The following is a 14,312-nucleotide window of genomic DNA, read 5'->3' as shown; positions in this document are numbered from 1 at the left end:
AGGGTAGATAAACTTCAGCTTCTCGTCCGGTATTCCGAAGGCGTAAAACCCGTAAACCGTTTAAACAATTGGCTAAAATACTTCATATCCGTATAGCCCACGCGGCTTGCAACCTCACTCACCTTTATCGGTGATTCATCCAAAAGCCGCTTGGCGCGCTCCACTCTCATGCGAGTTACAAATTCAATGTAGGTATGGCCCGTCTCACGCTTGAATACCTCGCTGAAGTGGTTTGGATTCAAATGAACATGCTTGGCAACCTGCTGCAATGTGAGCTCTTTATCCAAATGATCATGAATATAGGCAATCGAACGCTTAATGTAAGGTATGCCTTCCTGTCCAATCGTCTCACGGTACAGCATCATCAATTGGTGAAGCTGCTCATACAGCAATCCAACTCCGTTATCGGTAATTGGGGAGGGGGAAATGCTGTTAACAAACTTCTCTTTGGAGAGGGCAGCAGATTCTCCAAAAGAGGCAATGACTCGCTCGACCCAGCGGTGAGCAGAAATTTGGACGGATTGAAGAAACTTCTGCAAGGAATCCGGCGTCGTATCTCCATCTTTAAGCTGGCGTTCGATGAGCTCTTGAACCCATTGGTAAAGCTGCGTGTCCGATCCGTTCTGGAATAACGCAGTGAGCTGTCCTTCTTCCTCCTGCGAGCAGACGGTACGTCCGCCTCGGCGTCCCTTTATATCCTCGTATGCGAGCAGTCCTTCTTGGCCAATAATTCCTTTGAACAAAAAAGCATAAGAAGCCTCTGTGTACGAATCCTGAAGCTTATGCCAGTCTGAAACAACCGTGCCTGTTGCCCCGAACAATTTGCATTTCAGCTTCCGTGTGACCCGCTCCATCAATCTAGCGAGCTGTGATTGATCTGCTCGCATGCTTTCATGCCTAAGAAGAATGACGAGACTATCTTTACGCAAAAGCGCCTCTCCATCTATCAGCTCGCTTATCATATTGTGCACGGCAAACAGCAATAAATAGCCGTATCCCGATTCATTTCCCCAGCCTTCAGCCGAGACAATTACCGTTTGATAAAAAAAGGTTTCGTTCAATCGCAGCTTCGGCAGAAGCTTCGCCGCTTTCTCTGCGGAGTGATTGTCAATTTCCGTATCCGCAATCAGTCTCTCAAGCAATCTATCGCGAAGCTGGTCTTTCTTTAGTGCCTCCCACTTTTGCAGAATTCGCATCTTCGCTCCATTTACCGCTCGGATGATTTCATCCGGACGGCTCGTTTTGAGCAAATAATCTCCTGCTCCTTCTCGAATCGCCTGCTGGGCATAGGAAAATTGATCGTAGCCTGTCAAAATAATGACCTCACTATCAGGCAGCAGTCTCCTGACATCTCCCGCAAGCTCTAGTCCGCTGCGTCCCGTCATTTGAATATCCGTCAATACAATTTCCGGCTGCTCCAATTCCAGACGAGCAAGCGCCTCCTCGGCTGATGCTGCCGGCTGCAGCAGCTCATAGCCAAGTTCTGCCCATTTTATAACGGTGCTCAAACCAGTTCGAATAATGACCTCATCATCTACGATTAACAGCTTCATTAGGCTTTGCCTCCTTCGTGTAACATCGGGATCGAGAAGGACACGCGTGTCCCTATTCCGTCCAAGCTTTCAATGCGCAAGCCTGCTTCTGCCCCGTAATGCAGCTGCAGCCGCTTATGAACGTTGCGAAGTCCATAGCTGCCGCGATCTAGGCGATCACGTTCTTTTTTGCGATCATCCGGTCCGTGGAGCTCTTTATATATAGCAGCCAGCTTAACCGAGTCGATGCCAACGCCTGTATCTTCTACAGCAAAGGACATAAACAATCCTTGCATATGTGCGGTTACTTTGATCAAACCAGCTTCAGCTTTTTTCTGAATACCATGAATAAGTGCATTCTCAATTAAAGGCTGCAGCAGAAGCTTCAGCATCGTTAAGTCCATTAGTTCCTGATCGGCCTGAACGATAAACTCAAACTTGTCCGGGAAGCGGATCGACTGAATATTGGCATAATGGCCGGCATGCGCCACCTCCTGCTCAACCGAGCAAAACTCCTCGCCATTGTTTAAGCTGAATCGCATAAAATCACTTAAGCTGCCTACCATATCGGCCGTCTTCTCATCTTGATTCATGAGCGCCATCCAGTGGATAGAGGATAGAGTATTGTACAAGAAATGAGGATTGATTTGCGCTTGCAGCGCATGCATATCCGCTTCTTTTTTTGATGATTCCTCCAGCTTTACCTGCTCCGTCAAACCTTCAATTCGCTCGCTTAGCTTATTGTAGCTTCGCACAAGCTGTCCTACCTCATCCATCGTTTCCACTGGATACGTTTGCATCGGCTCTTCCGGGTTCGAGTGCTTTAGAAACTGCGTCAGCATAATAAGCGGATTGGTCACTCGTTGAACGAAGTATAGAACGAGCACGGCCACGAGCAGCATCGAAAAAATAATGACGATAGCCATCAGCTGCAGGACATAATTATTTTGAGCTTTGTATTCTGTGAAGGGCATGACGCCCGTCAGCCGCCAGCCTACATCAGCAACCGTGTCATAGAGTATGGTCTGTTTACTTTCACCATGGCCGTAGTTGAGAGTTCCTGCATTCCCTCTTATCGTCAAGCCTGGCAGCAGAGCTTCCATTGTCATCATTGACCTGCTTTGATCACTGCCGGACAAGATTTGTCCCTTCTCATTGGACAAAACGACATAGCCCCCCGCTGAAATGCCCGCCTGATTCATCAGCTTGGAAACAGCTTCTTCGTTAAGGCTAATGACTAACGTTCCAATTTGTTTGAAGCTGTTCAGACTGCGAATCGGCCTGACGAGTGAGATCACCTGCTTCACCCCAGCTGCTGTATCCGTCTCGTAGCGGCTCGTCCACCATTTTGCACTAGATTGATAATGCTCAATATCTTCTCCAGTCAGCTCGGATAATTCCGTCTCAAAAATCGTTGTATTTGAAACGGGATGGGACTGGCTTTGCGGATAAATCGTGATGTCCGAAATATACGATTTGGAGAACACCAGATTAGATAGAAACTCAATCATTTGCGTTTGTTTAACTGCATTTTCTCCTGAACTGCTCAAATATTGCTGTACATCCTTTTGCCCAATCAAAAATAAGGACATATTCTCGATATCTTGAACGATAAATTCGAGATTCGTACCCGTCTGACGCAATAGGCTCTTGCCCGATTGCTTTGCCTTCTCTTCCGTAGCTGTCGCTGCCATGTTGTAGGCAAATAAGCCCAGCGCGAGCAGCGGAATGAGAACCGATAGCAGCAGCAAAAAGGATAACTTACGCTTTAATGAGCTACTAATCCAGCGCATCTCTCATCCCCACTCTCCTTTTCTCGTATCAATAAAAAGTTTAAAAACATCCTATCACACTTTTTTTTAGGTTAACAGATTTTTTGTTTGATTTTTCGAGTAAGTCGTAGTACCATGTGGGCAATGAGGCTTTAAGAAAGTGGAGAGTGAATGCAAGTGGAATCGATATCTCAAGAATTACTATTTTTGACGGAGATGGCCAAAGGAATAACCGCTCAGTTTGGAGACAATTGCGAGGTCGTTGTGCATGACTGGTCAAAGCCTGTAGACAGCACCATTGTTGTCATCGAGAACGGCCACGTCACCGGAAGAAATGTAGGAGATCCCGGCACGAATCTTGGACTGGAAATTATGAGAGGCACCTCCGAGGGTGATAACCGCCATAATTATGTTACCCAGACGAAGGATGGACGTATTCTCCGTTCGACCTCCATGTATGTAAAAAATAACGCCGGCACCATCATTGGAGCGCTCTGCATCAACTTCGACATTACCGATCTGATGGTTGCCGAGAAAACGCTTCAATCGCTGACAGCGAGCGGACTACAGCCGGTTCGAGAATCGTTTGTCAGCAACGTGAACGACCTGCTCGATACGCTCATACAGGAAGCGCAGGTCACGATTGGCAAGCCGCCTGCTGCCATGACCAAAGAAGATAAAATTAAAATCATTCAATTGCTTGATCAAAAGGGTGCTTTTCTCATTAAAAAGTCAGGCGAGAAGGTTTGCAGCTATTTGAGCATTTCAAAATTTACGTTATACAGCTATTTGGAGGAATCCAAAGGCGTAGATAGCGATGAAGGAGCAAGCGAATGAGCGAAATATTGAACGTACGCAAAGATGAGGAAGCCTTGCTTAAGCTAGAAACACCATGCGTTGTCATCGACAGTGATGCTGTCGATAACAACATTGCTGCAATGGCAGAGGCTATCGCGAAACGCGGCGTAAAGCTTCGTCCTCATGCCAAAACACATAAGCTGCCGGAAATGGCCTCAAGGCAGCTCGCGGCTGGTGCCATCGGCATCACCGTAGCCAAAATTTCCGAAGCAGAGATCATGGCAAGCGGCGGCATTTGTGATATTTTTGTCGCTTATCCGTTAGTGGCCAAATCCAAGCTTGAACGTGCAGCTCGGCTCAGTCTATCCGGCGTCCGTATAATTATCGGAGTCGATAGCTTGGAGGGTGCGAAGCGCATTTCTGAGACAGCCGTGCGTGAAGGCGCAGTGCTGGAAGTACGCCTTGAACTGGAAACGGGACTTCGCCGTACAGGAGCTGCGATCGATAAAGCCGTGGAGCTTGCGAAGCAAATCAATGATCTTGACGGCATAAAGCTTAGCGGTATTTTCACCTATCGAGGGGCTATGGTCGGCGGAGCATCGACGCTCGATTTGGAAGCAGCCGGCCATGAAGAGGGGCGCTTGATGGTTGAGGCTGCTGCAGCTCTACGGAGCGCAGGCATCGCCATTGAGGATGTAAGTGTAGGCTCTTCGCCTACTGCGCTGTTTGCTGCTGAAGTTGACGGCATCACTGAAGTTCGGCCCGGTACTTACATTTATCAAGACCGAATGCAGGCAGTTTTCGGAACATGTGCGCTTGAGGATTGTGCCGGCGTTGTGCTGGCTACCATTGTCAGCAGGCCCTATGAAGATTTAATCATCATTGACGGCGGCAGCAAAACATTCGCAACGGACGTGCAACCGGGCAATTCACCTTTATTCCTTAAGGGCTTCGGCCATATCATCGGAGATTCTGAAGCGATTTTGGAGCGAATGAATGAGGAGCACGGCATGATTCGTGTACAGCCGGATTCCGCCTATCAGGTAGGCGACTTGGTGCAAATCATCCCCAATCATATATGCAGCACCGTTAATTTGCACAGCTTTGTCTACATCAAGGATTCCACTGGGCAGCTTCATAAAACGACTGTAGCGGCTCGCGGAATGCTCGAATAACGAGAAGGAGGAGGCTTATAACATGCTCGATCTTATTTTGAAAAACGGCAAAATCGTCGATGGCAGCGGCAATCCTTGGTACGGCGGCGATGTTGGAGTCAAAGATGGCATCATTGTTTCTATTGGCCAAATTGATCAAGAGGCTAGCCAAATCATTGATGTGGGACGCAAAGTGATTTCTCCTGGCTTCATCGATGGGCATTGCCACTCGGATCTGATGATTATTGATCATCCTTATAGTGAAATTAAGCTGCAGCAAGGGGTAACAACTGAGGTTGTCGGCAACTGCGGCCTCGCCCCTGCTCCATTTATTCGAAGTAAAGGCGCACTGCTGCAGTCGTATGTGCAGCCCGTACTCGGGAGCACAAGCTGGGAGTGGCCGTGGGAAACGGTTGGTCAATATATGGATTTTGTCAGCAAATCCAATCCTTCGGAGCACATCGCCACCTATGTAGCACACGGTGCACTGCGTATCGCAGTCATGGGCTTCGAGAACCGTCCTGCGACGAAAGACGAAATCGAGCGGATGAAGACCTTGCTTGAAGAAGGGCTGCGAGCAGGCGCAATCGGATTATCAATTGGTTTGTTGTATGCACCTGGCAGCTATACTTCACGCGAAGAGCTGGTTGAGCTTTGCAGCGTTTTGCCTAAATACAACGGTCTGCTCTCCACACATATTCGCGGTGAGGGCAATAACTTGCTGCCGTCCGTTGCAGAGGTAATATGGATCGCTGAACGAGTCGGCATCTCGCTGCATATCAGTCATTTGAAAGCAGCAGGCCGCGCCAATTGGGGTAAAGCGCTTGATGCGCTGGAGCTTGTAGAAGCGGCAAGAGCACGCGGTATGGACGTCACAGTTGATGTTTATCCCTACGCGGCAGGCTCCACTACCTTAACAACCGTCCTCCCTCCTTGGGTACTAGAGGGCGGCATTCATGCAACACTTGAAGCGTTCCGCGATAAGGCGCTGCGCCTGCGGATCAAAGAAGAGCTAAGCCGCGAGCAGGACACTTGGGATAATCTTGTATGTTCAACTGGCTGGTCCAGCATCATTATTTCTTCGATTCAGACCGAAGCGAATAAGGCACTCGAAGGCAAATCAATCGCCGAGGTTGCCGAGCTTCGCGGAGAACATCCCGTCGATTGCATGATGGATCTTCTGCTTGAGGAGAATGGTCAAATCGCGATTGTCTACTTCCATATGTCCGACGACGATGTAAAGCAGGTCATCGGTTACGAGAAATCATTGATTGCATCCGACAGCTTGAACTGCGAGATCGGCAAGCCTCATCCGCGCACGTACGGCACCTTTCCACGCGTTTTTGCCAAATATGTGCGTGAGGATAAGGTACTGTCGCTTGAGCAAGCGGTTCGCAAGCTAACCTCATTTCCCGTACAACGATTTAAACTTGGCAAAAGAGGATTGCTTGTGCCAGGATATGCTGCTGACATCACGGTATTCGACCCAGCTGTCATTCAAGACACAGCTACGTTCGAGGACCCGCGTCAATATCCGTCCGGCATCTCGCATGTTATCGTTGCCGGCCAGCTCACGCTTTCACATGGTGAACACACGCATAAGCGCGAAGGCAATCTTATTCGCGCGCAGCACTGCTGCACGCATTAGTTAACCCGCAATACACAATTGATAAACAAGGAGCTGTTTTATAATGTCTATTATTGAAAAACGTCTTGCCGAGCTAGGAATTGTTTTGCCTGAAACGACTAAACCTAAGTTCTCCTACATTCCGGTTAACCAAACAGGCAATCTTATCTATACTTCCGGCTTCGACTGCCGTATCGATGGTATTCTCATGTATGAAGGTAAAATCGGCTCTGATCTAACGATCGAGCAAGGACAAGAAGCAGCGCGCCAAGTCGTTATCAACCTGCTAGCGGCGATGAAAGCACACCTAGGCGACCTTGACCGTGTCGTAAAAATCGTAAAAATTCTTGGTTTCATAAACAGCGCTCCCGGTTTCGGCGATCAGCCTTATGTGCTGAACGGCGCATCGGATCTGCTCATTGAAGTATTCGGAGAAAATGGACGCCATGCAAGGTCCGCGATTGGTACAAGCGATCTTCCATTCCATACGCCAGTTGAAATCGAGCTCATTGCAGAGGTTCGTGAATAGCATAAACAAGCAAAACCCCCAAGGCTCAGGCACTTGGGGGTTTAATACTATTACAATTAGTGGAAAACGCATTGATTCCGATTTACAAGCAAGCTTTGTTGACTACCAGCATACAGCGCGGGAAATAATAACAAGCAAAATGAAAAGTACCAATATAATACCGATACCAGTTCCCCAGCCGCCAACTCCAGCTCCACAATTGCTAACACCTGCAACTGGATAAGAAGGTCCGCAATTTCCTGCGCCAACCCCTGCTACTCCATAGCCCATTTGTTCATCTCCTTTTTACTAAGGTACAGTATCCTATGATTTTTAGTAAAAAAGGTATAGGCTATTTCGTAAAATGTGCTCCTGCTCATTTTTTATGCCCGCCCACACTTTCTTGCAATGACTAAACGCCTCTGCTCTAGTGATCAAGTCTATTTATTCTGGCTATCGATGAGCGTCAAAATAAACGTCAATGCTTCTGCACGAGTAGCCTTTGCCTGTGCTTCAAAGCGATTGCCGCTTCTCCCCTTAAGCAGATTGCGAGAAACAGCAGCCGCTACAGCAGGCTTAGCCCAAGCTGGTATTTGCGAGGCATCCGCAAAACGAATTGACGGGTTCTCGTCGAGCGGAAAACCAGATATACGCATCGTCATTGCCACCATTTCCGCTCTTGTAATATGGCGGTTTGGCCGGAATGTACCATCGTCATAACCGCTAATTACCTCAGCATTCACAGCCTCCGCTATGAAAGCCTCTGCCCAAGCTGGAAATTGTCCCTTGTCTTTAAAATTAACTTCCTTCGCTTGCTTAGCATTCAACTCGAATGCACGGCTGATCATAGCAACAAATTGCGAACGCGTTACCCACCCATTAGGTTGAAAAGCACCGTTCTCAAAGCCTGTTACGATGCCAAGCGAAGCCGCTCTTGTAATATTTGCCTCAGCCCAGTGGCCTTTTATGTCACTGAAGGATACTGGCTTCGAAGAGCTTAAGAGCAAAGCCAGCTTCGCAGCATTTTTCAGCTGAACCGCCTTGACCTGACTATCGACCAGCTTCGCTTCTACCAGCTCAACGCTCGCCTTTCCACTCGCGACTCCCTCAAAAGTAAATGTGGCAATAGCTGCCGATCCGCTCACTCCGCTATCCTTCCCAATCTTCGTATGAGCGAATGTTATAACCCCATCCTTATCAATCGGCGAAATGGGCATTCCTTTCCACGTTGCTGTCGCCTGTTTGAATTTAAGCTTTGCTGTGTTGTACTTCAGTTTAATTTCGAAGCCGTATAAATCATTTAATTGCTCCCCTTTTACAACGACCTCAACTGGTTGTCCGACAGCCGCATTTTTCTGATTGACGGTAAGCGACAAGGTTGCAGCCGCAGCATATGCAGAAGGCAGCAAGGCTGAGCGGCCAACGCTCGTTAGCGTAGAGACGCTAGAAAACAACGTCATCACTATTAACAAAATTGCTATTTTTTTCACTCTCAACAACATGTCCATTCTCCTTCCAAATCGCGTTTTTCGTTATGTTCACGTGCTAGTGAAAAGGCTGACAGCAGCTTAACTAGCGCTTGTCAGCCTTTCTCTTAATACAACTATTATGATTTTGGCTCACTCTTGCTGTCGTAGCGGTTGCTCCACTCTTTTAAAATAGTATCTCTTTGTTTAGCCGCTTCTTGCAGGTCGTATTTAATCAGTTGCTCAATCGGGTTTTTAGTATAACCTTCTGGAATGACGCTAGTGTCACTCTTCACAGCTACGATCGGATAGTTTTTGCTATATTCAGCCATTGCATCGTCTGTAATTGCCCAGTCCAAAAACGTCTGTGCAGCTTTTTTCATTTTCGATTTCTTAATCATCGCATTTGCCTCAACATCCCAGCCTGAGCCTTCTGCCGGGAACACTACTTCAACGGGCGATCCGCCGCTTTTTTCTTTGATACCGCGGTATCCAAAGGAGATCCCGATTGGATATTCACCAGTACCAGCCATTTTTGCCGGCTTCGAACCTGAGTGCGTGTAGATGCCAATGTTCTCATGCAGTTTGTCCAAGTATTCCCATGCTTTATCTGCTCCAAGCAGCTGCGCCAAGCCCGATACCGTAAGGAAGCCCGTACCAGATGATGCAGGGTTAGGCATCGTGATTAGACCTTTATATTCTGGCTTAAGCAGATCCTCGTATGTCTTCGGAACTGCCAAACCTTTTTTCTCCAGCTCAACCGTATTAGCAATAAATGCCGTCTCCCATGCATCAATGCCTACCCAATGCTCCGGACTTCTAGTATCTTTAAACTCAGCAAGAATCCGATCTACGCCAGCAGGAGAATAAGGCTCCAGCATGCTGTTTTGATCCAGTACTAGCAAGCTTGTTGCTGCAACGCCCCACACGACATCCGCTTGCGGATTATCCTTCTCAGCAAGCAGCTTAGCCGTAATGATACCTGTTGAATCACGAACAATATTTAATTTGATGTCTGGGTATTTTTCATAAAAAGTTTTCAAATATTCTTTAATAAGATCATCTTCAAGCGCAGTATATACGGTAAGCTCTTTACTGTCCGAATCTAGCGATGATTCTGTTGGTGCTGTTGCTTCTGAAGAATTGCCAGCTTTATTATTTCCTTTATTGCTCGATCCTCCGTTACCTCCGCATGCAGATAAAACCGTAACGATAACTATCATGCTCACAAGCAGAAACCAGCTTCTTTTCATTTTTTTCTCTCCCTTTGTTTGTTCTTCTTCTCTATTCCTACTATATGCTTGTTTGTTTAACGCACTGTAAAATACAAGTAAATAAATTGTTTTGTTTTTGGTTTCTTCTTTATAGTTGTGTTTTTCCTTTGAGTAATTTGCATTTGGTTGGTATAAAAAAAGAACCTCAAAGTCTTATTAGACTCGAAGGTTCCTTTGCCATGAACAGCTATTCTGCTACAATCCAGTGCACATCCTGATCATCAAGCTTGGAACGCCAAGCCTGCGGAGGCGCTACATCGCTAATAATCATATCAATCTCTTTAAAATCGGCAATCTTATAAAAATGGTTCGTTCCAATCTTCGTATAATCAGCCAACACGATCGTTTGCTTGGCTTGCTTCATGAAAGTTCTAGCCAACACGCCGCGCTCATCCTCATAGCTTGTTACACCGCTATCAATCTGTAAGCCGTCAGCAACGATAAAAGCCTTGTCCACATTAAAATTGGACATAAACTCCATCGCAAGCGTACCGGATGTCCGGTAATGCTTCGGGTTAATGCGACCGCCAATAAGCACGATTTCACCATCGAATATATTGCGATTTTTGTAGCCAATCAGCAAGTTTAAGGTATAAACGGATGTAACAAGAACGGTAAGTTGTTTTTTGTAAGCAAGTGAATCGATCATTTGCAGCGTGGTTGTTCCATCGTCGATGACAACAACGTCTTTATCCTGAATGAGAGAGGATGCAGCTCGTCCGATCCTTCTTTTCTCTTCAGCCTGCTGCACCTCGCGCCGAACATAAGCGGGCTCTTCCCGCTCCACATTAATCTTAACGGCGCCGCCGTATACTCGCTTCAGCTTAAGCTCATCCTCCAGCTCCTCCAAATAACGGCGGATCGTTTCCGATGATACATCAAGCGCCTGCACAAGCTCCGGCGTTCGAACCTTTCCTTTTAGCTGCAGCATATTAATGATGATCTGCTTCCGCTCTTCTCCGGCTAGCGACATCTCTATTTCCCCTTCGTCTTCAGCTTAGTCTACTGTTTTGATTATTAATCGTATTCTAGCCTACTTCAACTAAACTCTCAATCTTTTCATGAATGAGAATGCCGCGCTTGCTTAGCTGTTCAAATATAATGCTCGGTTCGAAAGCTTCTTCCGGTGTGATGATTCCTGTTTGATCTTTGCATAACGTCTGACCTCTCGCAATAAGCTCCGTCGCTATCGCAAGTGGAATGCCGACGTTTCTAGTGTACGCACGGAGTTTCTCCCAGCCTTCTGCTGAACCATCCGATGCAGGATGTGTATGGGTAAGTGTATGTTTGCAAGCTTCGCCAGTCTGTGCCGATATCCCCGTTACTTCAATATGAAGAGAATAGCCGTATAATTCCGTTTCATGGCCTTCCTGCGATTCGAATAAGTATTGCCCAATCGCATCCATAATTCCAATTTCCTGGCCTGCAATGTTTATACGATCGTTGCGCATAAACCCATAGTCATATAACGCACGGACGAGTCTCATATTTTGCTGAGGCCATGTACCGCGTACTTCAATTAACTGAACATCCTTGCTCTCAAGCGCTTTTGCCAGCGTTCGTGTCTCTGCGTGCGGAATAATGTATTGAATCGATTTGCCGTAAGGCTCTGGCAGCTCAATTTCTCGCGGCCTTGCAAAAGGCTCGACTTGTATAAACTGGCCTTTCTCATAAACTACACGGCCCGGCAGCTTCGGATCATACTCATAAACCGTTGTTTCCGCTATCGATTTGGAGAATGCAATCGGCCGGTATGAGCCATGACTAACCCGTACCTCATGTACTTCCTTCAACTGATTAGCAGCATGCATCGCCATCATTTGCGTTACACCGGGCGTCATCCCGAAGCCAGGCAAACACATTTTTCCGTTGCGGACAAATACATCGTGACTTGCATCTTCTTCGCCAAAGCCGTTCAAATTAATGCCGTGGCAGCCAGCCTCTGCAATACATGCCGTCGACAAGCCGTTTAATGTAATTGTAGTTCCATCCATTACAATATCGTAGCCGCGAAGCTGTTCTACCGTTGCCGCATGATCATGCACATTCACTCTGACTGCATTGACACGTTTATCATTCAGTGAGGCAGCAAGCTGCTGCGCCGCTTCCAGATTGAAATCACCGATCGTAATGACCTCAAATGAGGAGTACTGAACAAGGTCCAGCACCGCTTCCATACAAATTCGACCTGCACCGCCAAGACAAAATACTTTCATCGTCTTCACTCTCCTACTGTTCCTTGTCAAAGGATGAATAAATGCTTTTGATCACATGAACCAATCGTTCCATATCTGCTGGATTAACATCACCGATGCTGCCAATTCGGAAAGTCGGCTCCGAGGTCAGCTTCCCTGGATACAGAACAAAACCTTCCTTCTTCAAGCTTCCGTAAAATGATTCAAATGAAAAGTTAGCGCTTGGGTAACGAAATGCTGTAATAATAGGAGATTGCCACTCACGAGGAAGCAGCGCATTGAAACCAGCAGCCTCCATCCCCTCAGTTATTACTTGTTGATTGCTGCTGTATCGAGCTTCACGAGCCGCGATTCCGCCTTCAAGCTCCAGCTCCTTCAGAGCCTGATCGAATGCGCGAACGACATGTGTCGGCGAGGTATAACGCCATTTGCTGTTCGAGCGCTCCATCATGTCCCATTGGTCATACAAATCAAGCGATAAGGAGCGCGCATGGCCCTTGCACTTGGCAATGGCATCACGGCGGGCAACTACAAAACCAAAACCCGGTACCCCTTGGATGCATTTGTTGCTGCTGCTAATGAGGAAATCAATGCCTAGCTCATCTATGTCCATAGCTACACCACCAAAGCTGCTCATAGCGTCAACAATAAACGTGACATTATGGCGCTTAACAACTTGAGCTATTTCATTCAAAGGGTTAAGGATACCTGTTGTCGTTTCGCAATGTACGATGGCAACATGTGTAATCTGCGGATCATCCTGAAGTGCTTTCTCGATGACTTCCGGATCGATAGGATTGCGCTCGTCAAAACGGATTAGCGTAACTGAAATTCCAAGCACGTCGGCAATTTGAACCATTCGCTCGCCATAAGCTCCATTAACGGCAATAGCCAATTTACCGCCTTGCTTCGGCATCGCCGTGCCTATTGTGGCTTCCACGCTAAACGTCCCGCTGCCCTGCATCAATATAGCAGTATAGTCTTCTGCCGCCGCTTGTGCAGCAAGCTTCACGAGCCGCTCTCTTATCGAAGATACCAGCTGATTGTATTGATCATCCCACGTACACCAATCCTTCATCATCGCTTCCTTCACGGTTCGAGTCGTCGTTAGCGGTCCTGGCGTAAGAAGTAGATATGGATTTTCTGTTAGCAATAATGCATCATTATGTGATTTCATGGACGATCCCCCGCTTGCAGTCTTTCGTTGATGTGTGAAATAACGCCATCCAGCTCGCCAATCTCACGAATGATAAAATGTGCTCCCGCTTGCATCAAGCGATCCGAAACTTCAACAAACAGCTTCTCCTTCTCGCCCTCAGACAGGGCTTCCGTTTCCGCTTGTGTCAAACCCACTTCATTCCCGCCGAAAATAACGCCTACTGACCATACGCCTGCATGACGGCCTTCTCTCATATCCGCTTCGGTATCGCCGCATTTGACGATATAGCTCATCGGATACGTATCAAGCAGCTCCGCATTGCGGAAAATCATCCATGGATGCGGGCGCCCTTCGGCTGCTTCATCTGGCGTTACTGTACTATCTGGCGAATATCCTTGCTTCGCAGCTTCCGGCGCAATAATGTCCATCATGGGACGCGTATATCCTGTCGTCGTTCCAATCTTGATGCCCTGCTCGCGCAGTCTCTCAATAAGTGCTAGTGCTCCGGGCACTGGTGTTGCATATTGATGAAGAATGGAGAACAACATCGGTTCAAACTTTTCATACATTTCATCAATATCATTTTCATTTGGCATGCTGCCAAATTTCGCTTGCCATGCAGCAGACACAGCAGGATCGGAGCAAATATCGCGCAAATGATCTTTTTTCATGCGACCCATCGGCTTCCGAATCGCTTTAAACGACGCCTCAATGCCTCTTTCTTCGAATAAGCGGCGAAACGCTTCTACCGGCGCAAAGCTTCCATAATCAACCACTGTACCTGCCCAATCCAATATGACTGTTTTAATCATGAGTAAAAACCTCCA

General features: G+C 47.3%; 13 protein-coding genes. 4 read left to right on the top strand and 9 right to left on the bottom strand.

Going from position 1 to position 14,312, the window contains the following annotated elements:
* Positions 1–14 precede the first annotated feature (14 nt).
* Both AB4Z45_RS18720 and AB4Z45_RS18715 read right to left on the bottom strand, forming a co-directional pair.
* Positions 15–1,553 (bottom strand): helix-turn-helix domain-containing protein, encoded by a 1,539-nt coding sequence (locus tag AB4Z45_RS18720; protein WP_441910780.1) that lies wholly within the window; start codon positions 1,551–1,553, stop codon positions 15–17.
* Positions 1,553–3,325 carry a cache domain-containing sensor histidine kinase gene (locus AB4Z45_RS18715; RefSeq protein WP_441910779.1) on the bottom strand — a complete coding sequence of 591 codons (1,773 nt, stop codon included), beginning with the start codon at positions 3,323–3,325 and terminating at the stop codon, positions 1,553–1,555. Before AB4Z45_RS18715 ends, AB4Z45_RS18720 begins: the two co-directional genes overlap by 1 nt.
* A gap of 156 nt (positions 3,326–3,481) precedes the next feature.
* Between AB4Z45_RS18715 and AB4Z45_RS18710 the strand changes: the two genes are divergently transcribed.
* The 4 genes from AB4Z45_RS18710 to AB4Z45_RS18695 are packed head-to-tail and all read left to right on the top strand — an operon-like array spanning position 3,482 to position 7,412.
* On the top strand, positions 3,482–4,141 hold the full coding sequence (locus AB4Z45_RS18710; protein ID WP_076269800.1) for a helix-turn-helix transcriptional regulator: 660 nt from the start codon (positions 3,482–3,484) through the stop codon (positions 4,139–4,141).
* Entirely contained in the window at positions 4,138–5,277 is a 1,140-nt protein-coding gene (locus AB4Z45_RS18705) for an alanine racemase (protein WP_441910778.1), read from the top strand. Before AB4Z45_RS18710 ends, AB4Z45_RS18705 begins: the two co-directional genes overlap by 4 nt.
* Positions 5,278–5,299: 22 nt before the next feature.
* Positions 5,300–6,904: an N-acyl-D-amino-acid deacylase family protein gene (locus tag AB4Z45_RS18700; RefSeq protein WP_339207371.1), complete on the top strand. Its 1,605-nt coding sequence runs from the start codon at positions 5,300–5,302 to the stop codon at positions 6,902–6,904.
* 43 nt (positions 6,905–6,947) lie between these two features.
* The gene (locus AB4Z45_RS18695; RefSeq protein ID WP_441910776.1) at positions 6,948–7,412 is read left to right on the top strand and encodes a RidA family protein; all 465 of its coding nucleotides are present in this window, start codon (positions 6,948–6,950) and stop codon (positions 7,410–7,412) included.
* Between the two features lie 102 nt (positions 7,413–7,514).
* Here AB4Z45_RS18695 and AB4Z45_RS18690 read toward each other — a convergent pair whose 3' ends face one another.
* From AB4Z45_RS18690 to phnX, 7 genes are all read right to left on the bottom strand, one after another.
* A complete protein-coding gene (locus AB4Z45_RS18690; RefSeq protein ID WP_441877098.1) occupies positions 7,515–7,682 on the bottom strand; it encodes a hypothetical protein in 168 nt (55 codons plus the stop codon).
* Between the two features lie 149 nt (positions 7,683–7,831).
* Entirely contained in the window at positions 7,832–8,893 is a 1,062-nt protein-coding gene (locus AB4Z45_RS18685) for an S-layer homology domain-containing protein (protein WP_441910774.1), read from the bottom strand.
* A gap of 104 nt (positions 8,894–8,997) precedes the next feature.
* Positions 8,998–10,110 (bottom strand): putative 2-aminoethylphosphonate ABC transporter substrate-binding protein, encoded by a 1,113-nt coding sequence (locus AB4Z45_RS18680; RefSeq protein ID WP_441910772.1) that lies wholly within the window; start codon positions 10,108–10,110, stop codon positions 8,998–9,000.
* Between the two features lie 208 nt (positions 10,111–10,318).
* On the bottom strand, positions 10,319–11,104 hold the full coding sequence (locus AB4Z45_RS18675; protein WP_076269749.1) for a DeoR/GlpR family DNA-binding transcription regulator: 786 nt from the start codon (positions 11,102–11,104) through the stop codon (positions 10,319–10,321).
* Positions 11,105–11,159: 55 nt separating this feature from the next.
* The gene (locus AB4Z45_RS18670) at positions 11,160–12,347 is read right to left on the bottom strand and encodes a saccharopine dehydrogenase family protein (RefSeq protein WP_441910770.1); all 1,188 of its coding nucleotides are present in this window, start codon (positions 12,345–12,347) and stop codon (positions 11,160–11,162) included.
* Positions 12,348–12,360: 13 nt separating this feature from the next.
* The gene (phnW, locus tag AB4Z45_RS18665; protein WP_441910769.1) at positions 12,361–13,503 is read right to left on the bottom strand and encodes a 2-aminoethylphosphonate--pyruvate transaminase; all 1,143 of its coding nucleotides are present in this window, start codon (positions 13,501–13,503) and stop codon (positions 12,361–12,363) included.
* Positions 13,500–14,297 (bottom strand): phosphonoacetaldehyde hydrolase, encoded by a 798-nt coding sequence (gene phnX / locus AB4Z45_RS18660; RefSeq protein ID WP_441910768.1) that lies wholly within the window; start codon positions 14,295–14,297, stop codon positions 13,500–13,502. Before phnX ends, phnW begins: the two co-directional genes overlap by 4 nt.
* Positions 14,298–14,312 lie beyond the last annotated feature (15 nt).

The organism is Paenibacillus sp. MCAF9 (assembly GCF_052114265.1).
Taxonomy (GTDB): Bacteria; Bacillota; Bacilli; order Paenibacillales; family Paenibacillaceae; genus Pristimantibacillus.
This window is presented reverse-complemented; position numbering and strand designations above follow the sequence as displayed.

Coding starts and splice junctions, on each gene's coding strand:
- phnX (WP_441910768.1), bottom strand. CDS start 14,297: ATGATTAAAACAGTCATATTGGATTGGGCAGGTACAGTGGTTGATTAT.
- phnW (WP_441910769.1), bottom strand. CDS start 13,503: ATGAAATCACATAATGATGCATTATTGCTAACAGAAAATCCATATCTA.
- AB4Z45_RS18675 (WP_076269749.1), bottom strand. CDS start 11,104: ATGTCGCTAGCCGGAGAAGAGCGGAAGCAGATCATCATTAATATGCTG.
- AB4Z45_RS18720 (WP_441910780.1), bottom strand. CDS start 1,553: ATGAAGCTGTTAATCGTAGATGATGAGGTCATTATTCGAACTGGTTTG.
- AB4Z45_RS18695 (WP_441910776.1), top strand. CDS start 6,948: ATGTCTATTATTGAAAAACGTCTTGCCGAGCTAGGAATTGTTTTGCCT.
- AB4Z45_RS18700 (WP_339207371.1), top strand. CDS start 5,300: ATGCTCGATCTTATTTTGAAAAACGGCAAAATCGTCGATGGCAGCGGC.
- AB4Z45_RS18670 (WP_441910770.1), bottom strand. CDS start 12,347: ATGAAAGTATTTTGTCTTGGCGGTGCAGGTCGAATTTGTATGGAAGCG.
- AB4Z45_RS18705 (WP_441910778.1), top strand. CDS start 4,138: ATGAGCGAAATATTGAACGTACGCAAAGATGAGGAAGCCTTGCTTAAG.
- AB4Z45_RS18715 (WP_441910779.1), bottom strand. CDS start 3,325: ATGCGCTGGATTAGTAGCTCATTAAAGCGTAAGTTATCCTTTTTGCTG.
- AB4Z45_RS18690 (WP_441877098.1), bottom strand. CDS start 7,682: ATGGGCTATGGAGTAGCAGGGGTTGGCGCAGGAAATTGCGGACCTTCT.
- AB4Z45_RS18680 (WP_441910772.1), bottom strand. CDS start 10,110: ATGAAAAGAAGCTGGTTTCTGCTTGTGAGCATGATAGTTATCGTTACG.
- AB4Z45_RS18685 (WP_441910774.1), bottom strand. CDS start 8,893: ATGTTGTTGAGAGTGAAAAAAATAGCAATTTTGTTAATAGTGATGACG.